This is a genomic window from Pseudomonas sp. TE9122, assembly GCF_056278925.1.
In genome coordinates, this window is the sequence record NZ_JBWBQI010000001.1 from 4,077,022 (window position 1) to 4,103,037 (window position 26,016).

A 26,016-nucleotide genomic window follows, 5' to 3' on the forward strand; every position below is an offset into this window, starting at 1 on the left:
CAGCTCAGGAATCCGCTCCCCATGCCCGATGACATCCACTTCTACGAACCCGCCAACGGCCACGGCCTGCCTCACGATCCGTTCAACGCCATCGTCGGCCCGCGCCCCATCGGCTGGATTTCCTCGCAGGATGCCGAAGGCCGACTCAATCTCGCGCCGTACAGTTTCTTCAACGCCTTCAACTACGTGCCGCCGATCATTGGTTTTTCCAGTGTCGGGCGCAAAGACAGTCTGAACAATATCGAGCAGACCGGTGAGTTCGTCTGGAACCTCGCCACCCGCCCGTTGGCCGAGCAGATGAACCAGAGCTGCGCGATGGTCGCGCCCGAGGTCAACGAGTTTGAACTGGCGGGGCTGACCACCGTGGCGTCAAAGGTGATTTCGGTCCCACGGGTCGCCGAGAGTCCAGTGTCCTTCGAGTGCAAGGTCACGCAGATCATCCAGCTGCAACGCGCCGATGGCGAAACCGTGCCGAGCTGGCTGATCCTCGGTGAAGTAGTCGCGGTGCACATCGCCAAATGGCTGCTGAAGGACGGCATCTATGACACCGCCGCCGCACAACCGATTCTGCGTGGCGGCGGGCCGGCGGATTATTTCCAGCTGGGGCCTGAGGCGCTGTTCAAAATGTGGCGCCCGGGGGCGCAGAAGTAATTACCAGATCAGCTCGGCGTCATCGGTGACGCCCTTGAGCTTGTCCAGTTCGTTGATGGCTGCATCATCGGCAGCAATGGCGCCGGGGAACACCTGCTCATTGAGCAATTTGTGAAAGCGTGGGGCGCCGCCATCGACCAGGGCTTTGACCGCGATCGCCGCGTAATAACCCTTGTTGCCGCCCAGCTCGACGGGGACGACTGCGGAGACTGCTTCGAAGCGTTCAAACTCTTTACGTGCCATGTCGCGGATCCTGGCTCAATCAAATAAGCCGGACATTAAACCCTCAACCGGCGAGTTTGTGTATCGGCGCCGCGCATTGACCGAGGGCCTGCGCGGCGGAAACGTCCCTGAACGTGTGGAAGTCGAGGCTGTTGACCACCAGGTCCTGCACCAGCTCGGCGAAGACTTCCATCGACGGACTGTTGAAATACGCCGTCATCATTTGCTGACTGCTCCAGTAGCCGCTGACCAGCCACAGGTCGGCGTCGCACTGCGATTGTTGCAGGGAAAAACTCAGGCAGCCGGGCGCCGCGCGCGAGACTTCGATCAATGCGCTCAGGCGCACACCGAGTTCCGCCGAGCGCCCGGGCTGGGCACGAACGAAGGCCATATGACTGACAGGCATCTGCTTGGACATGATCAACCCTCCATGAAATCGCGTGGCAGCCGGGGGACGGGCTGCGACTGAAGCAAAGATTAAGGGCCGGGCCGGCTGCGCCGTTAGTCGATTCCTGCCTTCGCGTTGCACAATCCTGCGAGACTGCGCAGACGACCTGTAACAACCTGTAAACCCGCGCAACACGTCTGTCATACGCGTTTTGTGTAGGAGCTGCCGAAGGCTGCGATCTTGTGCTTTTGCCTCGAAGATCAACGGATCGCAGCCTTCGGCAGCTCCTACGGAATCGTATGGCGGGAGGCATGTGCGCACCTGCGGGCAGAATCAGGCAAGCATTTGGCAGAATGTGTCTACCGCCGCCGCTTGCACAAACATATGCTCTGCTGCATTCCCCCTCACTTGCCGAGGATGCCGTGCATGACGTCATTCGATCGTTTTCAAGCCGAACCCAGCGCCGACATGGAAAAGCAGCGCGCGGAGCTGGCCGCGATCATCCGCCGCAACACCAGCGACGATGGCAGCTACCAGACCGCCATCGGCTCACTGGTGATGTCGCGTCACACCCAGTCCCATGACTTTGCCCCGGTGCTCGCGCAGCCGGCGCTGTGCATCATGGCGCAGGGGCGCAAAGAGGTCCGCCTGGCCGACGAGTTCTTCAACTACGACCCGCTGAATTATCTGGTGGTGTCGGTTTCGATGCCGCTCAGCGGGCGCGTGGTCAATGTCTCGCCGGAAGAACCGATCCTCGCCGTGCGCCTCGACATTGATCCGACCGAAATCACCGCGCTGATCGCCGACGCCGGCCCGATGGGCGTACCGACGCGGCCGACCGGACGCGGTCTGTACGTGGAAAAAATCGACAGCGCCATGCTCGACGCGGTGCTGCGGCTGGCGCGGCTGCTCGACGCGCCGAAAGACATCGCCATGCTCGCGCCGCTGATTCGCCGGGAGATTCTCTATCGCCTGCTGCGTAGTCCACAGGGTCATCGTTTGTATGAGATTGCGATTGCCAACAGCCAGAGCCATCGCATCAGCCAGGCAATCAAATGGCTCAACGGCAATTTCGAGCAACCGCTGCGCATCGATGATCTGGCGCGGGAAGTGAACCTCAGCGTGTCGACGTTGCATCATCGCTTCAAGGCGATGACCGCGATGAGTCCGTTGCAGTACCAGAAGCAGCTACGCCTGCAAGAAGCACGGCGGCTGATGTTGACCGAAGGCCTGGAAGCCTCGGCAGCAGGATATCGGGTGGGCTATGAAAGTCCGTCGCAATTCAGCCGCGAGTACAGCCGACTGTTTGGTGCGCCGCCGTTGCGGGATCTGGCGCGGTTGCGGCTTACGGTGTGACTCCATAGAAGCCCCTCACCCTAGCCCTCTCCCAGAGGGAGAGGGAACCGATTGGGGGATATTGGAGAGGTTCAGCGACTTGCGATATCGGTGCTGAATCCGGAATCAGCCAAGCCAGGCCAACCCGCCGTTGGATTGATGACCTTCAAATCCATAATCGACTCGGTTTTTCAGGTCGACGGAGAACGCAAGACACCTCGGTCAGCTCCCTCTCCCCCAGAGGGAGAGGGAACCGATTGTGGGATATTGGAGAGGTTCATCGACTTGCGATATCGGTGCTGAATCCGGAATCAGCCAAGCCAGGCCAACCCGCCGTTGGATTGATGACCTTCAAATCCATAATCGACTCGGTTTTTCAGGTCGACGGAGAACGCAAGACACCTCGGTCAGCTCCCTCTCCCCCAGAGGGAGAGGGAACCGATTGGGGGATATTGGAGAGGTTCAGCGACTTGCGATATCGGTGCTGAATCCGGAATCAGCCAAGCCAGGCCAACCCGGCGTTGGGTTGATGACCTTCAAATCCATAATCGACTCGGTTTTTCAGGTCGACGGAGAACGCAAGACACCTCGGTCAGCTCCCTCTCCCCCCGGGAGAGGGCTGGGGTGAGGGCAGGCTTCTACACCGCGCGCACGACGTGCTTGATCTCCAAAAACGCCGCCAACCCCCAAGGCCCCAGTTCGCGGCCGACACTGCTCTGCTTGTACCCACCCCAAGCCGTCTGCGGGAAGATCACCTGCGGAGCATTGATCCACACCAGCCCTGCCTGCAACGCATTGGCCACACGATCTGCTGCGGTGGCATCGCGTGTCACTACGCTCGCGACCAGGCCGAACTGGCTGTCGTTGGCCAAGGCAATCGCTTCAGCCTCGCTGCCGAAACCGCGCACACACACCACCGGGCCGAAAATCTCTTCACGCCATAACGCGCTGTCCAGAGGCACGTCGGTGAACACCGTCGGTTGCAGAAAATACCCGCGCGGCAAATGCGCCGGACGATTACCGCCGCACACCAACCTCGCCCCGGCGCTCAAACCGCGATCAATATGCCCAAGCACCCGTTGGTACTGCGCCTGATTGACCAGCGCGCCCATCTCCACGTCCGGATCGAACGGATCGGCCACTCGAATCGCCTCTGCGCGCTTTTGCAGACGCTGAAGAAATTCGTCCATCAATTCCTCGGCAACCAGCACCCGACTGGTGGCCGAGCACATTTGCCCGGCGTTGAAGAACGCCCCACCACAAGCCAGTTCCACCGCCAGCTGCAGATCGGCATCCGCCAGCACCAGCAACGATGATTTGCCACCCAGCTCCAGACTCACACCCTTCACGGTTTCAGCAGCGCGTTGCATTACCTGCACGCCAACCGCATTGCTGCCAGTGAAGGAAATCTTGGCGATGCGTGGATCGGCCGACAACGGCGCGCCCACCGCCAGACCAGTGCCGCAGACCAGATTGAACACGCCGTCGGGCAAACCGGATGCAGCGATGATCGCGGCCAGTTCCAGCTCCGGCAACGGCGTCACTTCAGAAGGTTTCAGCACCACGCAGCAACCGGCGGCGAGCGCCGGGGCGAGCTTCCAAGCGGTGGTGACCATGGGGAAATTCCACGGCACGATCAGCCCGACCACACCGCATGGCTCACGACGCAGGCGTGCGCTGAAGTCATCGCTGGGCAGCGGCACGTTGCTGTCCTGACCGGCGTCGAGGCCTTCGGCGAGTTCGGCGTAATAGTCGAAAGTGGCGATCACGTCATCGACATCGATGGCCGCTTCGAACTGCGGTTTACCGTTATTACTCGACTGCAGATTCATCAAGTGATCGCGACCGTTGCGCACGCCGTTGGCAATGTTGCGCAGGATCGCAGCGCGTTCGGCGCCGGTGGTTGTCGACCAGTGTTTGAACGCCTCGGTCGCCGCGCTGATCGCCTGGTCGACGGCCTGTTCGTCGCCGCCATTGACGGTGGTCAGCAGCGCTTCGGTAGCGGGGTTGATCACCCGCAGATGTTCGCGGCCCGACGACCATTGACCGTTGATGTAGAGCCCGTCGAGTGTGGTTGGAAAGCTGATCATTGGGCCACCGCCTGCATCCACTGGTTCTGGTCGATTTCAATCAGCGTCGGGCCTTGCCGGTCCGTCGCTTTACGCAGCGCTGCGCGCAATTCGTCGATATTGCTGATGGCTTGCGCGGCGCAACCGAGGCCCTTGGCCACGGCGACGAAGTCCGGGGTGTAGATGTCCACGCCAACCGGTTCGATGGCGCGGTTGACCATGTACTTTTTGATCTCCTCGTAACCCTGGTTATTCCACAGCAGCACGATCACCGGCACCCGTGCTTCAACGGCGCTGGCCAGTTCCGGCAGGGTGAATTGCAAGCCGCCGTCACCGATCAGGCACACCACCGGCGGGCGCGCGCCGTTATCGAGTTGTCCACCGAGCCACGCACCGATCGCCGCCGGCAACGCATAGCCGAGGGTGCCGTAACCGGTGGATGCGTTGAACCAGCGACGTGGACGCTCGGGGTTGAAAGTGAGGTTGCCGGTGTACACCGGTTGCGTGGAGTCGCCGACGAACACCGCGTCAGGCAGCTCGTGCAGCACGGTTTCGAGGAAACGCGTCTGCGCCAGCGTCGGCGCATCCCAGCTCGCCGCCAATTCATCACGCAGACGCGCGGCGCGAACCTGGCCCCAATCATTGCGGCGCTCGGCCAGAGGTTGGTGCGACAAGGCGCTGAGCAATGCTTGCGCGGCGTTGCGCGAATCAGCGACCAGTGCGACGTGCGGCGGGTAGTTGCGCACGGTCTGATCGGCATCGATGTCGATGCGCAGCAGCTTGCCGGGAATCTCGAAGCCGCCGGCGAAAGTGACGTCGTAATCGGTCTCGGCCAGCTCCGTGCCGATCGCCAGCACCACGTCGGCTTCAGCGACCAGTGCGCGAGTGGCGACCAGGCTTTGCGTCGAACCGATCAACAACGGATGGCTGGTCGGCAGCATGCCTTTGGCGTTGATGGTCAGCGCCACTGGAGCGTCGAGCAGTTCGGCGAGTCGGGTCAGCTCCGGCGCCGCGTCGATAGCACCGCCGCCAGCGAGAATCAGTGGACGTTGCGCACTGGCGAGCAGTTCGCTCATGCGGGCCACGGCTGCCGGTGCGGCGCCGGCGCGATCGATATTCACCGGCAGGCTGGCGAGCAACTCATCGGCCTCTTCCACCAGCACGTCCAACGGAATTTCGATGTGCACCGGACGCGGTCGCCCGGCCTGGAACAGCGCGAAAGCGCGAGCAAGCACCACCGGCAGTTCGGCAGCGGACATCAGCGTGTGCGAGAACGCTGCGACGCCGCCGACCAGTGCGCTCTGGTTCGGCAGCTCATGCAACTTGCCGCGGCCACCACCCAACTGGCTGCGCGACTGCACGCTGGAGATCACCAGCATCGGAATCGAATCGGCGTAAGCCTGGCCCATGGCCGTGGTGATATTGGTCATGCCCGGACCGGTGATGATGAAACACACACCGGGTTTGCCGCTGGTACGCGCATAGCCGTCAGCCATGAACCCGGCGCCCTGTTCGTGGCGAGGCGTGACGTGGTTGATGCTTGAACGCGCGAGGCCTCGGTACAGCTCGACGGTGTGCACACCGGGAATGCCGAACACCTGCTCGACCCCGTAATTTTCCAACAGCCTGACCAGTACTTCGCCGCACGTTGCCATATTGATTGCCCTTTCATTCACTGAACACTCCCTGTGGGAGCGAGCCTGCTCGCGAATAAGCGGTCCAGCCAACATCCGTGTCGAACCTTGAACCGTCTTCGCGAGCAGGCTCGCTCCCACAGGGTCCGTGGAGTGCCCATTGGAACGGTGCGCAACTGGCAGCAACAATCGATTAAAAGTCATACTAGCCATGTCGCCACGTCATACCTCGGATCGCCATGAAACGCCTGCCACCCCTGCCCGCCCTGCATACGTTCTGGATCACCGCGCAATGCTGCAATTTCACTCGCGCCGCCGAGCAGTTGCACATCACTCAGGGCGCGGTGAGCCGGCAGATCGCCGGGCTGGAAGAACAGCTCGGTTATCCGCTGTTCATCCGTCTGGCCCGAGGTCTGGCGCTGACGGCCGAAGGCCGCGAATGGCTGCCACAAGTGGAGAAGGTTTTCGGGCTGATCAGTGAAGCGACCGAGCAGATCGGGCTCAAACACCAGACGTTGCAACTCAAGGCCCCAAGCTGCGTGATGCGCTGGCTGCTGCCGCGCCTGCTGCAATGGCAGAAGGAACGCCCGGACGTGCCGGTGAAATTGACGGCCTCGCTGCAACACGGTGTGGATTTCCAGCGCGAGCAATTCGACGCCGCGGTGATCTACGGTCCGCCGCCGGACAATTCGCCAGGCGCACTGCATCTGTTCGACGAGCAACTGACACCGGTCTGCTCGCCGCAACTGCTCAAAGGTTCGCCGGCGCTGAATTCACCAAAGGACCTGCAGGAACACTTGTTATTGCACCCGACCCACGACATTCAGGACTGGTCGGTGTGGCTCGATGCGGCGGGTTTGCAACTGGCCAATCTAAGCAGCGGCCAGCATTTCGAAACGCTGGATCAGGCGATGTCGATGGCCTCCCATGGCACGGGCGTGGCGATCGGGGACTGGTCGCTGATTGGTGATGATCTGAACGCCGGGCGACTGGTGATGCCGTTTGCGTTGAAGGTGAAAACGGGGCTGGCGTATTACGTGGTGGTGCCTGCTGGAGCCGAACCCTCGCCGCAACTTGAGGAACTGATGCTCTGGCTGGTTGAGCAGGCTCATTTGCGCTGAAGCCTCTCCCCTCACCCTAGCCCTCTCCCCAGGGAGAGGGAACTGATTGGGGATACTCAAGAAATTCATCGACCTGACACAGCCACGCCGAATCCATAATCGACACGGCCGTTCAGGTCAATGCGTGACCCAAGACAACTCGGTCGGCTCCCTCTCCCCAGGGAGAGGGAACTGATTGGGGATACTCAAGAAATTCATCGACCTGACACAGCCACGCCGAATCCATAATCGACACGGTCGTTCAGGTCAATGCGTGACCCAAGACAACTCGGTCGGCTCCCTCTCCCCAGGGAGAGGGAACTGATTGGGGATACTCAAGAAATTCATCGACCTGACACAGCCACGCCGAATCCATAATCGACACGGTCGTTCAGGTCAATGTGTGACCCAAGACAACTCGGTCGGCTCCCTCTCCCCCGGGAGAGGGCTGGGGTGAGGGGAAAAGGCTTGACTCAATACCCGACGGTATAACGCTGGCGCGAATGCTTCGGCGTTTCCACTTCGTCAATCAGCGCAATCGCGTAATCGGCAAATGTGATCCAGCTGCGTCCTTCGGCACTGACCAACAGATGATCCTTGCCGACGCGGAATGTGCCACTGCGCTCACCCTCGACGAACTCCGCCGACGGCGACAAAAAGGTCCAGTCCAGTTCCTGCTCGTGACGCAACGCATCAAGAAACTCAGCACCTGCGCTCGCCTCGGCTTTGTATTCGGCCGGGAAACCGGCACTGTCGATCACCCGCGTGTCATCCGGCAGCAACAGCGAACCGGCGCCGCCGACCACCAGCAAGCGCTTCACGCCCGCCTGCTTCACCGGTCCGACAATCGCCGAGGCCGGGACGGTGGCGAAATGCGCTGCGCTGATCACTGCGTCGTGACCGGCCACCGCCGCTTGCAACGCTGCCGAATCCAGTACGTCGAGGCTCTTGCTGACGACACCGGCACGGCTGCCGATCTTCGAGGTATCGCGGGCAATGGCGGTGACGCTGTGGCCGCGACGCAGGGCTTCTTCCAGCAATTGGCTACCGGCACGGCCGGTGGCGCCAATGATTGCGATCTTGCTCATGACATTCTCCAGTTGGCTTGAAAATGCTGCGTGTTCAGGTTCGGCTTACCACTGCATCTCGCCCTTGGCGACTTTCGCGCTGAGCTCCAGCGAGCTTTCCTCGCCCAGCTGCGGGTAGCGTTTTTTCATCGCCGCGATCAGTGCAGCGGAGTCTTTGGCCTTGGCGGTTTCGGCATCGAAGGCCTTGATGTAATCGGCGGTGAATTTCACGCTGGCCAGCGAGCGGCTGCTGTCACCCAGGTAATGACCGGGCACCACGGTTTGCGGTTTCAGGCTTTCGATGGTGTGCAGGGTGTGCAGCCAATCGGCGTGGGATTGCGCGGTCTGGGTGTCGGCCATCCACACATGAATGTTCTCGGCGACCACTACGCCACCGACCACTGCTTTGAGCGACGGGATCCATACGAAGCTGCGATCCGGTTGCTTGCCGTCGAGGCCGATCACCTGCAATTGCTTGCCTTCAAGGGTTAGGCTGTCGCCCTTGAGCACGTCCGGGACGATGGTTTTCGCCGGCACATCGGCGCCCATTTTCGGCCCCCAGTAGGCCAGTTTGCCGTCGACGGTGTGCTTGATGTGATCGACGGTCGGCTGCGAAGCCAATACTTTGGCTTGCGGGAATGCCTTGGTCAGGGTGTCGAGGCCAAAGTAGTAATCCGGGTCACCATGGCTGATGTAGATGGTGGTCAATTGCTTGCCGCTGGCGCGGATCTTTTCCACCACTTGCTCGGCCTGGGATTTGCCGAATTGCGCGTCGACCAGAATCGCTTCTTTCTCACCGCTGACCAGCACCGAGCTGACCGGGAAAATCGCCTGGGTGCCCGGGTTGTAGACATCGAGGCTCAGCTCGGCGGCGGATGCATGGGCGGCAAAGCCGAAAAATGCTGCGGCGAGCAGAACGCGTTTGAAGGGGGTGAAGCCGATCATGTGTTGCTCCGGATTGCGAATGCCAGTCTGGCGATGCAACAGAGCTTAGTTGCCAGACTCAGTACAAAAAATGCGATGCTTGGACATAGTTTGTTTCTGAAAGCGGGCAAATCATGGATCGGCTTCAAGCAATGCGGGTATTCGTCACGGTCGTGGACCTGGGCAGCCAGTCGGCGGCGGCCGACCACCTCGACCTGTCGCGGCCGGTGGTGTCGCGCTATCTGGCGGAGCTGGAAGACTGGGTCGGTGCGCGACTGATGCACCGCACCACGCGCAAATTGAGCCTGACCGCCGCCGGCAGTGAAATCCTCCCGCGCTGCCGGCAGATGATCGACCTGTCGCACGACATGAAGGCCGCCGTCAGCGAACCCCATGACGCGCCGCGCGGATTGCTGCGGATCAGCGTCAGCACCTCGTTTGGCCAAGCGCAACTGGCCGATGCGGTCGCGGCGTACGTCAGGCTTTACCCCGGCGTGAGCATCGATCTGCAAATGCTCGACCGCACGGTGAATCTGGTCGATGAACGCATCGATCTGGCGATTCGCACCAGCAATGATCTTGATCCGAATCTGATCGCCAGACGCTTGACCGTGTGCCGTTCGGTGGTCTGCGCAGCACCGGCGTATCTGCTTGAGCATCCGGCGCCGTTGCGGGTGGAGGAACTGAGCCGACACAACTGCCTGACCCATTCCTATTTCGGCAAGAGCCTGTGGCATTTCGAGGAGGATGGCGAACCGGTTTCGGTGCCGGTGCAGGGCAATATCAGCGCCAACGAGGCCAGCACCCTCCTGCGCGCAACCCTGGCCGGCGCGGGCGTGGCGATGCTGCCGACCTACCAGGCTGGCGTGCATATTCACAGCGGCGAACTGCTGCGCTTGCTGCCACACGCAGAACCGCGCCAGATGAATATCTACGCGGTGTACGCCTCACGCAAACACATGCCGGCGGCACTGCGCATCATGCTCGACTTTCTTGTGCAGCGCTTTCCCGAGGCCCCGGCCTGGGATGCCGGCCTGTAAACCCGATCCCTTGTGGGAGCGAGCCTGCTCGCGAAGAGGCCAGTACATTCAACATTGATGTCGCTTGGACCACCGCCTTCGCGAGCAGGCTCGCTCCCACATAGGCATCAATTCGCTGAATGGCCGGCTAAATCCTCAAGCGCACTCGCTGGCAAGTACGCGCCGCTGACCTATGCTCAAAGTAATACCGCAAGGTAGACGTTCAGAGGTCGAACACCATGAACATCAAAACAAAAAGATACGCCGCCATCTTCATCACCTGCGCCGCCACGCTGGCGCTGTACGGCACCGCTGCCTGGCGGGTCGAGCAGTTGCGCCAGCTGCCGCGTGAGTATGCGAGCTGCAACTATGAGCGGTGTATTCCGCACAATGCCACGCTGAACGCATTGCGCTGATAGACCTGCGCTGGAATGCAACTGCTGTGGGAGCGAGCCTGCTCGCGAATGCGCTGTGTCAGCCAGCCTAGTTGCTGAATGAACGACCGTATTCGCGAGCAGGCTCGCTCCCACAGGGCTCATCAGCGCATCAGGATTGTTGCTCGGCCTTCAAGCGGTCGCGGAATGCCTTTGGCGAAATCCCCACCCGGCGACGGAACAGGCGCGTGAAGTTGGTCGGATCGGAAAACCCCAACAGCTCCGACATCTCGTAAATCGTCATGCTGGTGTAGGTCAGCAGGCGCTTGGCTTCCAGCAACTGGCGCTCGTGCATGATCTGCAACGCCGGTTGCCCGGCCAGTTCACGGCAGGTGCCGTTGAGGTGCGACACGGAGATGCCCAGGCGATGGGCGAGGTCTTCGACCTTGACGTGCTGGCGGTAAGTCTCTTCCACCAACTGAATGAAACCGTTGAGGTATTCGCGTTGGCGCTGCGGGCGCTGACTGGCCTTGTGGCGGACGATCGCCTGACGGCTGACCCAGACCATGATCACGCTGACCAGCGAATGCATGAGCATTTCCCGCGCCGGTTGATGACCGTTGTACTCGGCCTGCAAGGCTGAAAACAGGCTGTTGAGATAATCGCCATCCTTGCCGGCCGGGTAGTTCTCCGCCCGGGCCAACGCGTGTACCGAATCGCCCAATTGCGCCTGCAAATGATTGATCAGCGGCGTGGCCAAGGTGACGATGAAGCCTTCAACATCCTCGGAAAAACGAAACCCGTGCACCGATAACGGTGGCAGCACCTGTATCGCCGGAGTCTCAAGCTGCGTGCGCTGGCCTTCGATTTCGAGCTCTGCCTGACCTTTGAAAACGAACAGCAGCTGGCACAGATCCGCATGGCGGTGAGGTTTGATTTCCCATTGATGTTCGCGACTGCGCGAGGAAATGGTTTCACAGTGCAGCAAGTCCGGGGTCGGCCAGTCCAGGCTTTCACCGTAGAGCTTGAACACCGGAATAGAAGGCAGGGCAGGCTTGTTCATACTTCAATCCAGGCCTCTGGTTTTTGGGCGATAATCGCACCGATTGGCAGAATGTACAGGTATCGGCTCAGTTTTCACCTTCAATTGACAAACCCGCAAGGGAAAAATGCAAGCACTCGATCCATAAAATCATTCACCGGCTGTTGCTGCGTGAAGCTTGCGAGTCATAAAAACAATGAAAACCCTGAAAACCCAAGTCGCCATTATCGGCGCCGGTCCTTCCGGACTGCTCCTCGGCCAGTTGCTGCACAACGCTGGCATCGAAACCCTGATCCTCGAACGCCAGACGCCTGATTACATTCTTGGGCGCATCCGTGCCGGTGTGCTTGAACAAGGCATAGTAGAGCTGCTGCGTGAGGCCGGCGTCGGTCAGCGAATGGATGCCGAAGGCCTGGTTCATGGCGGCTTCGATCTGGCGCTGGACGGGCGTCAGGTGCACATCGATCTGCACGCGCTGACCGACGGTAAAACAGTAATGGTCTACGGTCAGACCGAGGTCACCCGCGACCTGATGGCCGCTCGTCGGGACGCGGGGGCACCGACAATTTATCAGGCGAGCAATGTCGTTCCCCACGGCATGAAAAGCGACGAAGCTTTCGTCACCTTCGAAAAGGACGGTGAAAGCTGGCGCGTCGATTGCTATTACATCGCCGGTTGCGATGGTTTCCACGGCGTCGCGCGGCAGTCGATTCCGGCCGATTGCCTGAAGATCTTCGAACGGGTCTACCCGTTCGGCTGGCTGGGCATTCTCGCCGACACGCCGCCGGTTCACGACGAATTGGTCTATGCCCGCCACGAGCGTGGCTTCGCTTTGTGCAGCATGCGTTCGGCCACCCGCACCCGCTATTACCTGCAAGTCCCGGCAGATGAAAACGTCGATGACTGGAGCGATCAGCGTTTCTGGGATGAGCTGAAAAAACGCCTGCCGGATGCCCTCGCGGAAAAACTGGTGACCGGCCCTTCGATCGAAAAAAGCATCGCGCCGCTGCGCAGTTTTGTCGTCGAACCGATGCAATACGGCCGGATGTTCCTGGTCGGCGACGCCGCCCACATCGTCCCGCCCACTGGCGCCAAGGGCTTGAACCTGGCGGCCAGCGATGTCAGCACGTTGTTCAATATTCTGCTGAAGGTGTATCGCGAAGGCCGCACTGATCTGCTGGAAAAATACTCGGAAATCTGCCTGCGCCGGGTGTGGAAAGCCGAACGGTTTTCCTGGTGGATGACGTCGATGCTGCATCGCTTCGACGATCACGATGAGTTCAGCCAGCGCATCAGCGCTTCGGAACTGGACTATTTTGTCAGCTCGCAAGCCGGGCAAAAAACCATTGCAGAAAATTACGTCGGGCTTCCGTACGAGGCTATCGAATAGCTTCCTACCGACTTACACTGCGAGCATCCACCCGCGCGCGATGGCCGCGCGGGTCCATCAATGCCCGCAGGCTCGCCCGTGACCACTCTCAATCAACCTGAAACGCCCAAACCGGCCATTCGCAGCGTGCTGGTCGCCTTGATGATGGCGATCTTCCTCGGTGCGCTGGACCAGACCATCGTCGCCGTGTCGATGCCGGCGATCTCCGCGCAATTCAAGGACGTCAGCCTGCTGGCCTGGGTGATTTCCGGTTACATGGTGGCGATGACCGTGGCGGTGCCGATCTACGGCAAACTCGGTGACCTGTACGGGCGACGCAAACTGATGTTGTTCGGCATGGGCCTGTTCACCCTCGCCTCGCTGTTCTGCGGCATGGCGCAGAGCATGGAACAACTGGTGCTGGCGCGGATCCTTCAGGGCATCGGCGCCGGCGGCATGATCTCGGTGAGTCAGGCGATCATCGGCGACATCGTCCCGCCACGTGAACGCGGGCGCTATCAGGGTTACTTCAGCAGCATGTACGCCGTGGCCAGCGTCGCCGGCCCGGTGCTCGGCGGCTACATGACCGAATACCTGTCGTGGCGCTGGGTGTTTCTGATCAACCTGCCGCTGGGGCTTGGCGCGTGGTGGGTGGCACGGCGCAACCTGCGCGGCTTGCCGATTCCGCAGCGCAAACCGGTGATCGATTATCTCGGTACGGTGTTGATGATCATCGGCCTGACCTCGTTGTTGCTCGGTATCACCGAAGTCGGCCAGGGCCATTCATGGCGTAGCAGCGAAGTGCTCGGCCTGTTCGCTGGTGCCGTGGTGGTATTGGCGCTGTTCGTCTGGCATGAACGCCGGGCGCGGGAGCCGTTGCTGCCGATGCACTTGTTCACCAATCGCAGCGCGCTGCTGTGCTGGTGCACGATTTTCTTCACCAGTTTCCAGGCCATCTCGCTGATCGTGCTGATGCCATTGCGTTTCCAAAGCGTCACCGGGGCTGGCGCCGACAGTGCGGCGTTGCACTTGCTGCCATTGGCGATGGGCTTGCCGATCGGCGCCTATTTCGCCGGTCGCCGCACCTCGATTACCGGACGCTACAAACCGCAGATTCTCACCGGGGCGATCCTCATGCCGATCTCGATTCTCGGCATGGCCTTCAGTCCGCCCCAAGCAACCTTGCTCAGCGGTTTGTTCATGTTGCTCAGCGGCATCGCCGGCGGCATGCAGTTCCCGACCTCGCTGGTCGGCACACAAAACTCGGTGGAACAACGCGACATCGGCGTCGCCACCAGCACCACCAACCTGTTCCGCTCACTGGGCGGCGCGGTGGGCGTGGCGTTGATGTCGGCGCTGCTGCTGGCGTTGCTGCACGATTCCAGTTTCGCCCATCTGGCGAACAGTTCGCTGATCAGCGAAGGGCATTCGGGCAACGTCCTGCTCGATGGCCTGAACGCCGCACCCGGCGAAGCGCAGAACGCTTTGCGCGCGGAACTGCTGGTGACCTTCCGCCACTTGCTCTGGGTCAGCACGGCAGTGTCGTTGCTGGGGCTGGCAGCGGCGATTGCCATGCCGAACAACCTGCTGCGCGGACGGGAGCACGGCGCGAAATAATTGCCGCAACAAATACCACTGTGGGAGCGAGCCTGCTCGCGAATGCGCGGTGTCAGCCGACACATAGCTGAATGACACACCGCTTCGCGAGCAGGCTCGCTCCCACAAGGGAACGGTGTTCTCTCAAGGGCTGTAGTAGCCCACCGCGACGAGGAAATGCCCGACCTTTTTCAGGTACGCATGCTTGTCCTCGATCTTGCCGGTCACCGGGTTTTTCCAGCGGTATTCGTATTCGCCTTCATCCTGCTTGCCGATCAGCGCCAGAATCGGCTCGCCCACTGGCTTGCCTTCCGGGTCCTTGACCTTGCCAAAATCAGTGTTGATCAAGCGCAGATTGGTGCCGTGGGCGACATAACGCTGGTTGTTCAGATCGACCACGAAGACATACAGGTCATCCTGCAGGTATCCGCCCTTGAGCGAGTTGATCGCAACCAGCGTGCCCTTCTCGTCCTTGCCCAGATCCGTCGCGGCTTTGTCCAGCAAGGCCTTGGCCTGCTCAGCCGACGCCCGTGGCAAGTAGTAACCCACCGCGAGAATCCGCTGCCCGACGCGCTGATAAAACACATGCTTGCGCTCGACCTTGCCGTCGGCCCAGTTCTGCCAGCGGTATTCGGCCTGCTGGATGCCGTTGCCTTCCGGCACTTTCAGCGCATCCTTGAACGCCTTCTGCAGATCCGGCCCGAGGACTTCGCTGACATCACGGCCGATCAGCGCCGATGACGGCCCGCCACTGGCAAGCATGACGCCTTTGGTGTCGAGGACGAACACGTAGCGATCCTTGTCGACGAACTCACCTTGGCGGCTGAAGGCGGCGAAGGCCTTGTCGCCATTGTCGTGGTAGTAGGCCAAGGCTTTTTCCAGCAGGGCGATGGCCGCCTGACTGTCATCCTTGGCGGCGGTGGCGGCGCTGGCCTGGCCGAAACCGGCCAGCAGAATCAGGCCGAGCCAGGCCACTTTATGCAAAAACCCCATAGCGCATCCCTCGTTCTTTTTGGTGTCTCAAGAGCGTAGACGGCTTGGGCTGATGTACGAGTATTCAGAATGATGCAGGGGATTACAGGCCGCTGTGGTGGGGGGACAAAGCCCTCCGGGCAACAGATCAGTCGCTACGGGCGGGAATTGATCTGCTGCTGGAGATTCTGGATCTGCGCCTGCAAGGTGTTGAGGTTGCGGGTCATCTGCGCGCGGAACGCATCGAACTCGGCGGTATTGCCGCCACCCTGTGGCGCTGCCGGGCGATTGTCCTGCTGACTTTTCAGCACCACGATGTCCTGCTCCAGACGATCGATCGCCGCGCTCGGGTTGCCCTGTTTCTTCAGCGCGGCGATATCGGCACCGAGGCTTTTGAACTGGGCGTCGAAGGCTTTCAACTGCGCATCGACCTTGCTGGTATCGGCCGGGGTGCTTTTGATGGTCGCCAGCTCGGCGCTCAAGGCTTTGACCTGAGCCTGCAACTGCGTATTGGCGTTCTGCTGTTCGGTGGTCTGCGCGGTCATTTGCGCCAGCCGCTTGTCCAGCTCACTGGCCTGCCCGGCCACGCCTTGCTGTTGCTTGCTCTGGTCGAGCAGCTTGCCTTCGAGTTGTTTGATCTGCAGCTTCAGCGCTTCGCTGTCACTGTTGACGTTGCTCTGGCTGGCGACAACCTTGCCGGAAATATCCTGCAGGCGCCCCGCCGCTTCTTCGCTGATGCGGGCGAAGCTCTCCTGGGTGGCGACCAGTTGCTGTTCCATCAGCGAGATCTGCTGGAAGCTCCACCAGGCCAGACCGATGAAGGCGAAAAACAACGCACCGACCAGCGCCCACAGCGGCCCGGTGCTGGCGGCCCTGACCTTGACCACTGGCGCCGTGCGCGAATGCACGGAAGTGCGGGGGCCGGGCGCGATGTCATCGTCGTCGAACGGGTCAGCGCGCAGGCTTGGCACGTTATCGAAATCGTCGTCGTGGGCATCGTTTCGCATGGACATTGAGGCAACCTTTGGCAAACGCGGTGATGGCTAAATGCTGCGAAGTATAACCGCCGCAGCCGCAGGCATTGACCCTCAACCCGCAAGGCGGTTCATTGCCGCCCGGCCGAATCGTTTCAACGGATGTCCTGGGCTTTCCACCACGCACAGAACTCATCGAGGGCAGCCCAGAGGCTGACTTTCGGATCGTAGTCGAGATAATGCCGGGCGCGGCTGATGTCGAGGGTGAAATTTTTTTTCATGACCTGCATGCCCAGGCGCGACAGGGTCGGCTCCGGGCGTCCCGGCCAGAGCATGCACGCGCCTTCGTTGAGCGCCGCGACGCTGTACGCGAGACCGTAGGAGCGATATTTGCGCACCTGATCGACGTCCATCCGCCGCATCACGTAATTGACCACGTCCCACAGCGGCACCGGCGTACCGTTGCTGATGTTGTAAGCCTTGCCGAGCGCAGAACCTTGCGCCAACAGGCTGCTGAGCATGGCTTCGTTGAGGTTCTGCACGCTGGTGAAATCGACCTTGTTCAAGCCATCGCCGATGATCGCCAGCCGGCCCTTGCGTTGCATCTTCAGCAGGCGCGGGAAGATGCTCATGTCGCCGGCACCGGTCACGAAACGCGGGCGCAGGGCGATGGTTTCCAGACCGAATTCCTGGGCACCGAAGACTTTCTGCTCGGCCAGATACTTGGTCGCGGCGTAGGGATGCTTGAAGCGTTTGGGCACTTGCTCTTCGGTCAGACCGAGATGGTCGCGGCCATCGAAATAGATCGACGGCGACGACAGATGCACCAGCCGCCGCACCCGCTGCTTGAGGCAGGCTTCGACGACGTTTTCGGTGACTTCGACGTTGCCCTGATGAAAGTCCTGATAACGCCCCCACACGCCAACCGCACCGGCGCAATGCACCACGGCCTCGACATCGCTGCACAGATCCCGCACCAGATCGGCGTCGCTCAGATCGCCCGGCACGAACTCCGCGCCCCGGCGCACCAGATGTTCGACGCTCTCGGCCCGGCGACCGTTGACCCGCACTTCAAGGCCCTGCTCCAGGGCGAAACGCGCAAAGCGCCCGCCAATAAAGCCACTGGCGCCGGTAACCAAAATCTTCATCAAAAACTCCAGGGAAGCAGCTGCAAGCTTCGAGCTTTCAGCTGCAAGTTGAAACGGTACGTGTTCTTGCCGCATGCAGCTTGACGCTTGTTGCTGCGTTCAAGCCACTAGCCATTGCTTTGAGGAGCGCAGCAGTTGTTCGGTCAGTAGATTGAGCAACTGGCCGCCATTGCGCCAATGATGCCAGTACAGCGGCACGTCGATCGGTTTATCTGGCAGCAATTCGCGCAGCACCCCGCGTTGCAACTGTTCGCGCACTTGCAGTTCCGGCACCAGCCCCCAACCCAGACCGGCTTCGGTCAGGCGGATGAAGCCTTCGGAGGACGGGCATAAATGGTGCTCGAACGCGCCGTCGACACCCAACAGCGCCAGATAGCGATGCTGAAGGAAATCGTCCGGACCAAACACCAGCGCCGGGGTGCGCGGCAGCTGTTCGGCGCGCACGCCATCGGGAAAATGCCGAGCGAGGAAGGCTGGACTGGCCAAGGCGCGATAACGCATGGCGCCGAGCAATACGCTGCGTGCGCCGGCCACCGGCCGCTCGCTGGCACACAGGCATGCGGCCACTTCACCGGCACGCATGCGCTTGAGGCCAACGGTCTGGTCTTCGACGATCAGGTCGAGCAGCAAATGCTGCTCGGCGCAGAAATCGCCGACGGCCTCGGCCCACCAAGTGGCGAGGCTGTCGGCGTTGAGGGCGATGCGCAGGCGATCGGGCAGGCCTTCTTCGTCCAGCGCCGGCACCACTGATTGCAAGTCGCGCTCGAGCAGACGCACCTGCTGCACATGGTTGAGCAAGCGTCGGCCGATCTCGGTCGGCGATGGCGGTGTTTCGCGCACCAGCACTGGCTGGCCGACCCGCGCTTCAAGCAATTTGATGCGCTGGGAAATCGCCGACTGCGACAGGCCGAGCACCTGTGCGGCGCGATCGAATCCGGCCTGCTCGACCACAGCGGCGAGCGCGGAAAGCAATTTATAGTCGAACATCAGTTTTCCTAATGGGCGATCAGCACTATTGGTTTTTCTTATACAGCGTCACACCGGAGAATAGCCAGCAAGCACTCTCTTTCAAGGATCTCTCCCATGTGGCAAAGCTACGTAAACGGCCTGTTGGTGGCGTTCGGCCTGATCATGGCGATCGGCACGCAAAACGCTTTTGTCTTGGCGCAAAGCCTGCGCCGTGAACACCATTTGCCGGTGGCGGCATTGTGCGTGGTGTGTGACGCAATTCTGGTCGCGGCCGGGGTGTTCGGCCTGGCGACGATCCTCGCGCAGAACCCGACCCTGCTGGCGATCGCCCGTTGGGGCGGTGCGACGTTTCTGATCTGGTACGGCAGCCAGGCACTGCGCCGGGCCTGCTCGAAACAGAGCCTTGAGCAAGGCGAAAACCAGAGCGTGCGTTCGCTGCGCGCAGTGATGCTCAGCGCGCTGGCGGTGACCTTGCTCAACCCCCACGTTTATCTCGATACGGTATTGCTGATCGGCTCGCTGGGCGCGCAGCAATCGGTGCCGGGCGCTTATGTGGTCGGCGCGGCGAGTGCATCGTTGCTGTGGTTTTTCACCCTGGCCCTCGGCGCGGCGTGGCTGGCACCGTGGTTGGCCCGCCCGAGCACGTGGCGCATTCTCGATCTGGTGGTGGCGTTGATGATGTTCGCCGTCGCCGCGCAGTTGATCATCGCCGGATGATTAATTCGCAAAGGCTCTGGAACCTCTATCCCACACAGTTGTTGCGTGGTTAAGGCGCGACCCCGGTGCTATGATCCGAACCCTGCGCCGCAAAGAGTAAAAACTCGCCGGTGCATTTCCGGCCGCCCGTGATCGGCCTTGCGCTCACCGCAACAGACCTGATTAGGAGAATCATCATGGCTTTCGAATTGCCGCCGCTGCCTTACGCACACGATGCCCTGCAGCCGCACATCTCCAAGGAAACCCTGGAGTTCCACCACGACAAGCACCACAACACCTATGTCGTGAACCTGAACAACCTGGTGCCAGGCACCGAGTTTGAAGGCAAGACCCTGGAAGAAATCGTCAAGACTTCTTCGGGCGGCATCTTCAACAACGCCGCTCAGGTCTGGAACCACACCTTCTACTGGAACTGCCTGGCGCCAAACGCCGGCGGTCAACCAACCGGCGCCCTGGCAGATGCCATCAACGCAGCGTTCGGTTCGTTCGACAAGTTCAAGGAAGAATTCAGCAAAACCTCGATCGGCACCTTCGGTTCCGGCTGGGGCTGGCTGGTGAAAAAGGCTGACGGTTCCCTGGCCCTGGCCAGCACCATCGGCGCCGGCAACCCGCTGACCAGCGGCGACACCCCGCTGCTGACCTGCGACGTCTGGGAACACGCTTACTACATCGACTACCGCAACCTGCGTCCGAAGTACGTTGAAGCGTTCTGGAACCTGGTCAACTGGAAGTTCGTTGCCGAGCAGTTCGAAGGCAAAACCTTCACCGCTTAAGCTGCGCGCCAGATGAAAAACCCGGCTTCTGCCGGGTTTTTTTATGCCCGGCGCATGGCGTTTCTCGCACGGTAAAAGCAGCTTCGCGCCGTTTGCCGCCAGCCCCCAGCGGTCTACCATCACAGACAGGAAAAAATCTTTGGCCCAGTGCTCAAGTTGAAGGCAATTGCAACCGACACAGTTAATTCAGAGCTATTACTCAAATGACGACATTGCGGCCAGGATCACGGCGACTTTTCCCGTGCCCGATTGTCCCTTTGACTGCCAACCCGGGATTGCCAATACTCATGGCAACTTGACGCTACCCGCACGGAACAAGGAATAACCCTTTGAAGCTGGAACTCAAGAACAGCTTGTCGGTGAAGTTGCTCCGGGTCGTGCTCCTGTCGGCATTGATCGTAGGCGTAGTCTTGAGCTGCGCGCAGATTGTCTTCGATGCCTACAAGACCCGTCAGGCGGTTGCCGGCGACGCCGAGCGCATCCTCGACATGTTCCGCGATCCATCGACCCAGGCCGTGTACAGCCTGGACCGGGAAATGGGCATGCAGGTGATCGAAGGGCTGTTCCAGGACGACGCCGTGCGTCAGGCCTCCATCGGCCACCCCAACGAAGCCATGCTGGCGCAAAAATCCCGCGAACTGCAGCATTCCAATAGCCGTTGGCTGACCGACCTGATTCTCGGTCAGGAACGCACCTTCACCACGCAACTGGTCGGCCGTGGCCCCTACAGCGAATATTACGGCGACCTGAGCATCACCCTCGACACCGCCACCTATGGCGAAGGGTTTATCGTCAGCTCAGTGATCATTTTCATTTCCGGCGTACTGCGTGCGCTGGCGTTGGGGCTGGTGCTGTATCTGGTCTATCACTGGCTGCTGACCAAACCGCTGTCACGAATCATCGAGCACCTCACCGAGATCAACCCGGATCGTCCCAGCGAGCACAAGATTCCGCAGATCAAGGGCCACGAAAAGAACGAACTGGGCCTGTGGATCAACACTGCCAACCAGTTGCTCGAGTCCATCGAACGCAACACCCACCTGCGCCACGAAGCGGAAAACAGCCTGCTGCGCATGGCCCAGTACGACTTCCTTACCGGTCTGCCGAACCGCCAGCAATTGCAGCAGCAACTGGACAAGATTCTCGTCGATGCCGGCAAATTGCAGCGCCGCGTCGCGGTGTTGTGCGTCGGCCTGGATGACTTCAAGGGCATCAACGAGCAATTCAGCTACCAGACCGGCGACCAATTGCTGCTGGCCCTGGCCGATCGCTTGCGCGCCCACAGCGGTCGCCTGGGCGCCCTCGCTCGCCTGGGCGGCGATCAGTTCGCGCTGGTGCAGGCCGATATTGAACAGCCTTACGAGGCAGCGGAACTGGCGCAGAGCATTCTCGATGACCTCGAGGCGCCCTTCGCCCTCGACGATCAGGAAATCCGCCTGCGCGCGACCATCGGCATCACCCTGTTCCCCGAGGACGGCGACAGCACCGAGAAGCTGTTGCAGAAAGCCGAGCAGACCATGACCCTGGCCAAGACCCGCTCGCGCAATCGCTATCAGTTCTACATCGCCAGCGTCGACAGCGAGATGCGCCGTCGTCGCGAGCTGGAAAAAGATTTGCGCGATGCGCTGATCCGCGACCAGTTCTACCTCGTCTATCAGCCGCAGATCAGCTATCGTGACCACCGCGTGGTCGGCGTCGAAGCGCTGATTCGCTGGCAACATCCGGAACACGGTCTGGTGCCGCCGGACCTGTTCATTCCGCTGGCGGAACAGAACGGCACGATCATCGCCATCGGCGAGTGGGTGCTCGATCAGGCCTGCAAGCAATTGCGCGAATGGCACGATCAAGGTTTTGTCGATTTGCGCATGGCGGTGAATCTGTCCACCGTGCAACTGCACCACGCCGAGCTGCCACGGGTGGTCAACAACCTGCTGCAAATGTACCGCCTGCCGCCGCGCAGTCTGGAACTGGAAGTCACCGAAACCGGCCTGATGGAAGACATCACCACCGCCGCCCAGCACTTGCTCAGCCTGCGCCGCTCCGGCGCGCTGATCGCGATCGACGACTTCGGCACCGGCTACTCGTCCCTCAGCTATCTGAAAAGCCTGCCGCTGGACAAGATCAAGATCGACAAGAGCTTCGTGCAGGACCTGCTCGATGACGACGATGACGCGACCATCGTTCGGGCGATCATTCAACTGGGCAAGAGCCTCGGCATGCAGGTGATTGCCGAGGGCGTGGAAACCGCCGAGCAGGAAACCTACATCATTTCCGAGGGTTGCCACGAAGGTCAGGGCTACCACTACAGCAAACCGCTGCCGGCGCGGGAGCTGGGTATTTACCTCAAGCAGGCGCAACGCAGCAACGCGGCTATTTTATAAGATCGCAGCCTTCGGCAGCTCCTACATTTGAAATGCGTTCCTCCTGTAGGAGCTGACGAGTGCAACGAGGCTGCGACTTTTGATTTTCATGCGCAAATAAGAAATATTTCCAAGCACGCCTTTACACATAATGCGAAAGATTTGCATTATGTCGCAGTTTTGCGCGCCCCCGGCGCCAGTCCATTCAACTACCGAAGCAGGATGTTCGCCATGATTCGTATGCCTCTGGCTACCGCCAGTCTGCTGGCCATCGCTATTTCCCTCGCCGGTTGCGGCGAAGGCAAGGACAAAGAAAAAGCCTCCGAAATGACTCCGGCTTCCAGCAGCGCTGCTCCAGCCCCTGCCGCTGCACCGGCTCCTGCTGCCGGTAAAGTTGACGATGCTGCCGCCAAGGCCGTGGTCGCGCACTACGCCGACATGGTCTTCGCCGTTTACAGCGATGCCGAATCCACCGCGAAAACCCTGCAAACTGCGGTCGACGCGTTCCTCGCCAAGCCGAATGCTGACACCCTGAAAGCCGCCAAGGCTGCCTGGGTTGCCGCGCGCGTGCCGTACCTGCAGAGCGAAGTGTTCCGCTTCGGCAACACCATCATTGACGATTGGGAAGGTCAGGTTAACGCCTGGCCGCTGGACGAAGGCCTGATCGACTACGTCGACAAATCCTACGAGCACGCACTGGGTAACCCGGGCGCCAGCGCCAATATCATTGCCAACACCGAAGTGCAGGTCGGCGAAGACAAAGTCGACGTGAAAGAGATCACCCCGGAAAAACTCGCCAGCCTCAACGAGCTGGGCGGTTCCGAAGCCAACGTCGCCACCGGCTACCACGCGATCGAATTCCTGCTCTGGGGCCAGGATCTGAACGGCACCGGCCCTGGCGCTGGCAACCGTCCGGCTTCGGACTACCTGGAAGGCGCCGGCGCCACCGGTGGTCACAACGAGCGTCGTCGCGCCTACCTGAAAGCCGTGACCCAACTGCTGGTCAGCGATCTGGAAGAAATGGTCGCCAACTGGAAGCCGAACGTCGCCGACAACTACCGCGCCACCCTGGAAGCCGAGCCAGGCGAAACCGGCCTGCGCAAAATGCTCTTCGGCATGGGCAGCCTGTCCCTGGGTGAACTGGCGGGCGAGCGCATGAAGGTTTCCCTGGAAGCCAACTCCCCTGAAGACGAGCAGGATTGCTTCAGCGACAACACCCACTACTCGCACTTCTACGACGCCAAAGGCGTGCGTAACGTTTACCTGGGCGAGTACACCCGTGTTGACGGCACCAAGATGACCGGCGCCAGCCTGTCGTCGCTGGTGGCCAAGGCCGATCCGGCTGCCGACACCGCGCTGAAAGCCGATCTGGCCGCGACCGAAGCGAAGATCCAGGTCATGGTCGATCACGCCAACAAGGGTGAGCACTACGACCAGTTGATCGCTGCCGGCAACACCGCTGGCAACCAGGTCGTTCGCGACGCCATCGCCGCGCTGGTCAAGCAGACCGGCTCGATCGAAGCCGCTGCGGGCAAACTGGGCATCAGCGACCTGAACCCGGACAGCGCCGATCACGAATTCTGATCGCAGCGTCCGCGTCAAAAAGAGGCGACCTTCGGGTCGCCTTTTTCATACCCCATGTTCACAGTCCCCTGTAGGAGCTGCCGAAGGCTGCGATCTGTTGATCTTGATTTTTGAAGATCAAAATCAAAAGATCGCAGCCTTCGGCAGCTCCTACAGGGGGTTTGCGTCGCTCTGCAGATTTGCGCTGTATCAAGCAAACGATAATTCCTCTTATTCAAACTCCCCCGCCCTGTTAGACTTTGCGCCTTTGTTTTCGCCCGTTTGCAGGATGTCTGATGCTGTCGTTGCCGCTTCGCTTGTCCGCACTGTTGCTGGCCCTGGGCCTGAGTGCCTGCGATGACGCCCCGCGTTTCACCAAGGCCGAGCCGGGGGAAGCGCGTTCGGGCGGTGCGGCGACCGTGCGCAAGAGCGATCAGAACGCCTTCTCCCTGCCATCGGCCAACTTGCCGCCCTCGCGGCGCGTGGACTTCAGTGTCGGCAACAGTTTCTTTCGCAGCCCGTGGGTGATCGCGCCGTCGACCACCACGGCGCGCGACGGTCTCGGCCCGTTGTTCAATACCAACGCCTGCCAGAATTGCCACATCAAGGACGGTCGCGGTCATCCGCCGGCACCTGATGCAAGCAATGCAGTGTCGATGCTGGTGCGCCTGTCGATTCCCGACGCGCCGCAATACGCCAAAGTCATCCAACAGCTCGGCGTAGTGCCGGAGCCGGTATATGGCGGGCAGTTCCAGGATATGGCCGTGCCCGGCGTTGCCCCGGAAGGCAAGGTGCGGGTGGATTACACGCCGGTGCCGGTACGCTTCAAGGACGGCACTGAAGTCGAGCTGCGCAAACCGACCTTGCAGATCACTCAACTCGGTTACGGGCCGATGCACCCGGACACGCGTTTTTCCGCGCGGGTGGCGCCGCCGATGATTGGTCTGGGCCTGCTCGAAGCGATCCCTGAAGAGGCGATCCTCGCCAACGCCGCCGCCCAGGCGAAAGAGAACAACGGCATCAATGGCCGACCCAACCAGGTCTGGGATGACCAGTTGCAGAAAACCGTCATCGGCCGGTTCGGCTGGAAAGCCGGGCAACCGAATCTCAATCAACAGAATGTTCACGCGTTCTCCGGTGACATGGGCCTGACCACCAGCCTGCGGCCGTTCGACGATTGCACCGAGGCGCAGACTGCCTGCAAACAGGCGCCGAACGGCAATGGCCCGGACGGTGAACCGGAGGTGAGCGACAACATTCTGCGGCTGGTGCTGTTCTACAGCCGCAATCTCGCAGTGCCGGCGCGCCGTGGCGTCAACGATCCACAGGTGCTGGCCGGCAAGAATCTGTTTTTCCAGGCCGGTTGCCAGTCGTGCCACACGCCGAAATACACCACGGCCGCCGATGCCGCCGAACTGGAATTGGCCAATCAGGTGATTCGTCCATACAGCGACTTGCTGCTGCATGACATGGGCGAAGGCCTGGCGGACAACCGCACGGAATTTCAGGCCTCCGGCCGCGACTGGCGCACCCCGCCGTTATGGGGGATTGGTCTGACGCAAGCGGTCAGCGGTCACACCCAGTTTTTGCATGACGGCCGCGCACGCAACCTGCTCGAAGCGGTGCTCTGGCATGGCGGCGAAGCGTCGGCGGCGCAGCAACAGGTTTTGTCTTTCAATGCCGAGCAGCGCGCTGCGTTGCTGGCTTTTCTGAACTCACTTTAAATACTGTAAAAGCATCGGGAGCCCGA

General features: G+C 60.9%; 23 protein-coding genes. 12 read left to right on the forward strand and 11 right to left on the reverse strand.

Going from position 1 to position 26,016, the window contains the following annotated elements; translation table 11 throughout:
• Positions 1-21 precede the first annotated feature (21 nt).
• On the forward strand, positions 22-651 hold the full coding sequence (locus ACZ9BE_RS18295) for a flavin reductase family protein (RefSeq protein WP_071173402.1): 630 nt from the start codon (positions 22-24) through the stop codon (positions 649-651).
• Here the strand turns inward: ACZ9BE_RS18295 and ACZ9BE_RS18300 are convergent, their stop codons facing one another.
• Complete coding sequence (locus ACZ9BE_RS18300; RefSeq protein ID WP_041479831.1) at positions 652-894, reverse strand: hypothetical protein; 243 nt, start codon at positions 892-894, stop codon at positions 652-654.
• A gap of 43 nt (positions 895-937) precedes the next feature.
• The gene (locus ACZ9BE_RS18305; protein WP_041479832.1) at positions 938-1,291 is read right to left on the reverse strand and encodes a putative quinol monooxygenase; all 354 of its coding nucleotides are present in this window, start codon (positions 1,289-1,291) and stop codon (positions 938-940) included.
• A gap of 396 nt (positions 1,292-1,687) precedes the next feature.
• Between ACZ9BE_RS18305 and ACZ9BE_RS18310 the strand changes: the two genes are divergently transcribed.
• The gene (locus ACZ9BE_RS18310) at positions 1,688-2,617 is read left to right on the forward strand and encodes an AraC family transcriptional regulator (RefSeq protein ID WP_476249777.1); all 930 of its coding nucleotides are present in this window, start codon (positions 1,688-1,690) and stop codon (positions 2,615-2,617) included.
• 617 nt (positions 2,618-3,234) lie between these two features.
• Here ACZ9BE_RS18310 and ACZ9BE_RS18315 read toward each other — a convergent pair.
• Both ACZ9BE_RS18315 and ACZ9BE_RS18320 read right to left on the reverse strand, forming a co-directional pair.
• Complete coding sequence (locus ACZ9BE_RS18315) at positions 3,235-4,683, reverse strand: aldehyde dehydrogenase family protein (RefSeq protein ID WP_476250144.1); 1,449 nt, start codon at positions 4,681-4,683, stop codon at positions 3,235-3,237.
• Positions 4,683-6,320: a 5-guanidino-2-oxopentanoate decarboxylase gene (locus tag ACZ9BE_RS18320; protein WP_476249778.1), complete on the reverse strand. Its 1,638-nt coding sequence runs from the start codon at positions 6,318-6,320 to the stop codon at positions 4,683-4,685. Before ACZ9BE_RS18320 ends, ACZ9BE_RS18315 begins: the two co-directional genes overlap by 1 nt.
• 218 nt (positions 6,321-6,538) lie before the next feature.
• Here ACZ9BE_RS18320 and ACZ9BE_RS18325 point away from each other — a divergent pair, with 218 nt between their 5' ends.
• Entirely contained in the window at positions 6,539-7,420 is an 882-nt protein-coding gene (locus ACZ9BE_RS18325) for a LysR substrate-binding domain-containing protein (protein WP_460064966.1), read from the forward strand.
• A gap of 452 nt (positions 7,421-7,872) precedes the next feature.
• Here the strand turns inward: ACZ9BE_RS18325 and ACZ9BE_RS18330 are convergent, their stop codons facing one another.
• Both ACZ9BE_RS18330 and ACZ9BE_RS18335 read right to left on the reverse strand, forming a co-directional pair.
• Entirely contained in the window at positions 7,873-8,487 is a 615-nt protein-coding gene (locus ACZ9BE_RS18330) for an NAD(P)-dependent oxidoreductase (RefSeq protein WP_252876816.1), read from the reverse strand.
• A gap of 45 nt (positions 8,488-8,532) precedes the next feature.
• Positions 8,533-9,411, reverse strand: a complete 879-nt coding sequence (locus tag ACZ9BE_RS18335) for an MBL fold metallo-hydrolase (protein ID WP_056789950.1) — start codon at positions 9,409-9,411, stop codon at positions 8,533-8,535.
• A 113-nt stretch (positions 9,412-9,524) separates the two neighbouring features.
• On the opposite strand from ACZ9BE_RS18335, the gene ACZ9BE_RS18340 reads away from it, so the two are divergent.
• Both ACZ9BE_RS18340 and ACZ9BE_RS18345 read left to right on the forward strand, forming a co-directional pair.
• Positions 9,525-10,430: a LysR family transcriptional regulator gene (locus tag ACZ9BE_RS18340; protein WP_476249779.1), complete on the forward strand. Its 906-nt coding sequence runs from the start codon at positions 9,525-9,527 to the stop codon at positions 10,428-10,430.
• Positions 10,431-10,648: 218 nt separating this feature from the next.
• On the forward strand, positions 10,649-10,825 hold the full coding sequence (locus tag ACZ9BE_RS18345; protein ID WP_016773438.1) for a hypothetical protein: 177 nt from the start codon (positions 10,649-10,651) through the stop codon (positions 10,823-10,825).
• Positions 10,826-10,955: 130 nt separating this feature from the next.
• Here ACZ9BE_RS18345 and ACZ9BE_RS18350 read toward each other — a convergent pair whose 3' ends face one another.
• Entirely contained in the window at positions 10,956-11,846 is an 891-nt protein-coding gene (locus ACZ9BE_RS18350) for a helix-turn-helix domain-containing protein (protein ID WP_024014136.1), read from the reverse strand.
• Between the two features lie 175 nt (positions 11,847-12,021).
• Between ACZ9BE_RS18350 and pobA the strand changes: the two genes are divergently transcribed.
• A complete protein-coding gene (pobA, locus tag ACZ9BE_RS18355; protein ID WP_476249780.1) occupies positions 12,022-13,215 on the forward strand; it encodes a 4-hydroxybenzoate 3-monooxygenase in 1,194 nt (397 codons plus the stop codon).
• A 78-nt stretch (positions 13,216-13,293) separates the two neighbouring features.
• The gene (locus ACZ9BE_RS18360; protein WP_476249781.1) at positions 13,294-14,811 is read left to right on the forward strand and encodes an MDR family MFS transporter; all 1,518 of its coding nucleotides are present in this window, start codon (positions 13,294-13,296) and stop codon (positions 14,809-14,811) included.
• A 123-nt stretch (positions 14,812-14,934) separates the two neighbouring features.
• Here ACZ9BE_RS18360 and ACZ9BE_RS18365 read toward each other — a convergent pair whose 3' ends face one another.
• The 4 genes from ACZ9BE_RS18365 to ACZ9BE_RS18380 form a co-directional block, all read right to left on the reverse strand.
• Complete coding sequence (locus tag ACZ9BE_RS18365) at positions 14,935-15,783, reverse strand: cache domain-containing protein (protein ID WP_095181439.1); 849 nt, start codon at positions 15,781-15,783, stop codon at positions 14,935-14,937.
• Positions 15,784-15,917: 134 nt separating this feature from the next.
• Positions 15,918-16,775: an ATPase gene (locus ACZ9BE_RS18370; protein ID WP_041479843.1), complete on the reverse strand. Its 858-nt coding sequence runs from the start codon at positions 16,773-16,775 to the stop codon at positions 15,918-15,920.
• A 116-nt stretch (positions 16,776-16,891) separates the two neighbouring features.
• Positions 16,892-17,884, reverse strand: a complete 993-nt coding sequence (locus ACZ9BE_RS18375; protein ID WP_041479844.1) for an NAD-dependent epimerase/dehydratase family protein — start codon at positions 17,882-17,884, stop codon at positions 16,892-16,894.
• A gap of 99 nt (positions 17,885-17,983) precedes the next feature.
• Positions 17,984-18,871: a LysR family transcriptional regulator ArgP gene (locus ACZ9BE_RS18380; protein ID WP_056789967.1), complete on the reverse strand. Its 888-nt coding sequence runs from the start codon at positions 18,869-18,871 to the stop codon at positions 17,984-17,986.
• A 96-nt stretch (positions 18,872-18,967) separates the two neighbouring features.
• Between ACZ9BE_RS18380 and ACZ9BE_RS18385 the strand changes: the two genes are divergently transcribed.
• The 5 genes from ACZ9BE_RS18385 (at position 18,968) to ACZ9BE_RS18405 (ending at position 25,990) form a co-directional block, all read left to right on the forward strand.
• Entirely contained in the window at positions 18,968-19,570 is a 603-nt protein-coding gene (locus tag ACZ9BE_RS18385) for a LysE/ArgO family amino acid transporter (protein ID WP_056789970.1), read from the forward strand.
• Between the two features lie 176 nt (positions 19,571-19,746).
• Positions 19,747-20,343, forward strand: coding sequence for a superoxide dismutase (locus ACZ9BE_RS18390; protein WP_016773431.1), 597 nt, complete (start codon positions 19,747-19,749; stop codon positions 20,341-20,343).
• A gap of 329 nt (positions 20,344-20,672) precedes the next feature.
• Positions 20,673-22,724, forward strand: a complete 2,052-nt coding sequence (locus ACZ9BE_RS18395; protein ID WP_016773430.1) for a putative bifunctional diguanylate cyclase/phosphodiesterase — start codon at positions 20,673-20,675, stop codon at positions 22,722-22,724.
• Between the two features lie 210 nt (positions 22,725-22,934).
• Positions 22,935-24,287, forward strand: a complete 1,353-nt coding sequence (locus tag ACZ9BE_RS18400; protein ID WP_056789973.1) for an imelysin family protein — start codon at positions 22,935-22,937, stop codon at positions 24,285-24,287.
• Positions 24,288-24,565: 278 nt separating this feature from the next.
• A complete protein-coding gene (locus ACZ9BE_RS18405; protein ID WP_476250145.1) occupies positions 24,566-25,990 on the forward strand; it encodes a di-heme oxidoreductase family protein in 1,425 nt (474 codons plus the stop codon).
• Positions 25,991-26,016: the final 26 nt, after the last annotated feature.

Excerpts from the sequence above, each read along its gene's own strand:
- ACZ9BE_RS18295 (WP_071173402.1), top strand. The coding sequence starts at position 22 with ATGCCCGATGACATCCACTTCTACGAACCCGCCAACGGCCACGGCCTG.
- ACZ9BE_RS18300 (WP_041479831.1), bottom strand. The coding sequence starts at position 894 with ATGGCACGTAAAGAGTTTGAACGCTTCGAAGCAGTCTCCGCAGTCGTC.
- ACZ9BE_RS18305 (WP_041479832.1), bottom strand. The coding sequence starts at position 1,291 with ATGTCCAAGCAGATGCCTGTCAGTCATATGGCCTTCGTTCGTGCCCAG.
- ACZ9BE_RS18310 (WP_476249777.1), top strand. The coding sequence starts at position 1,688 with ATGACGTCATTCGATCGTTTTCAAGCCGAACCCAGCGCCGACATGGAA.
- ACZ9BE_RS18320 (WP_476249778.1), bottom strand. The coding sequence starts at position 6,320 with ATGGCAACGTGCGGCGAAGTACTGGTCAGGCTGTTGGAAAATTACGGG.
- ACZ9BE_RS18325 (WP_460064966.1), top strand. The coding sequence starts at position 6,539 with ATGAAACGCCTGCCACCCCTGCCCGCCCTGCATACGTTCTGGATCACC.
- ACZ9BE_RS18330 (WP_252876816.1), bottom strand. The coding sequence starts at position 8,487 with ATGAGCAAGATCGCAATCATTGGCGCCACCGGCCGTGCCGGTAGCCAA.
- ACZ9BE_RS18335 (WP_056789950.1), bottom strand. The coding sequence starts at position 9,411 with ATGATCGGCTTCACCCCCTTCAAACGCGTTCTGCTCGCCGCAGCATTT.
- ACZ9BE_RS18340 (WP_476249779.1), top strand. The coding sequence starts at position 9,525 with ATGGATCGGCTTCAAGCAATGCGGGTATTCGTCACGGTCGTGGACCTG.
- ACZ9BE_RS18345 (WP_016773438.1), top strand. The coding sequence starts at position 10,649 with ATGAACATCAAAACAAAAAGATACGCCGCCATCTTCATCACCTGCGCC.
- ACZ9BE_RS18350 (WP_024014136.1), bottom strand. The coding sequence starts at position 11,846 with ATGAACAAGCCTGCCCTGCCTTCTATTCCGGTGTTCAAGCTCTACGGT.
- pobA (WP_476249780.1), top strand. The coding sequence starts at position 12,022 with ATGAAAACCCTGAAAACCCAAGTCGCCATTATCGGCGCCGGTCCTTCC.
- ACZ9BE_RS18365 (WP_095181439.1), bottom strand. The coding sequence starts at position 15,783 with ATGGGGTTTTTGCATAAAGTGGCCTGGCTCGGCCTGATTCTGCTGGCC.
- ACZ9BE_RS18370 (WP_041479843.1), bottom strand. The coding sequence starts at position 16,775 with ATGTCCATGCGAAACGATGCCCACGACGACGATTTCGATAACGTGCCA.
- ACZ9BE_RS18375 (WP_041479844.1), bottom strand. The coding sequence starts at position 17,884 with ATGAAGATTTTGGTTACCGGCGCCAGTGGCTTTATTGGCGGGCGCTTT.
- ACZ9BE_RS18380 (WP_056789967.1), bottom strand. The coding sequence starts at position 18,871 with ATGTTCGACTATAAATTGCTTTCCGCGCTCGCCGCTGTGGTCGAGCAG.
- ACZ9BE_RS18385 (WP_056789970.1), top strand. The coding sequence starts at position 18,968 with ATGTGGCAAAGCTACGTAAACGGCCTGTTGGTGGCGTTCGGCCTGATC.
- ACZ9BE_RS18390 (WP_016773431.1), top strand. The coding sequence starts at position 19,747 with ATGGCTTTCGAATTGCCGCCGCTGCCTTACGCACACGATGCCCTGCAG.
- ACZ9BE_RS18400 (WP_056789973.1), top strand. The coding sequence starts at position 22,935 with ATGATTCGTATGCCTCTGGCTACCGCCAGTCTGCTGGCCATCGCTATT.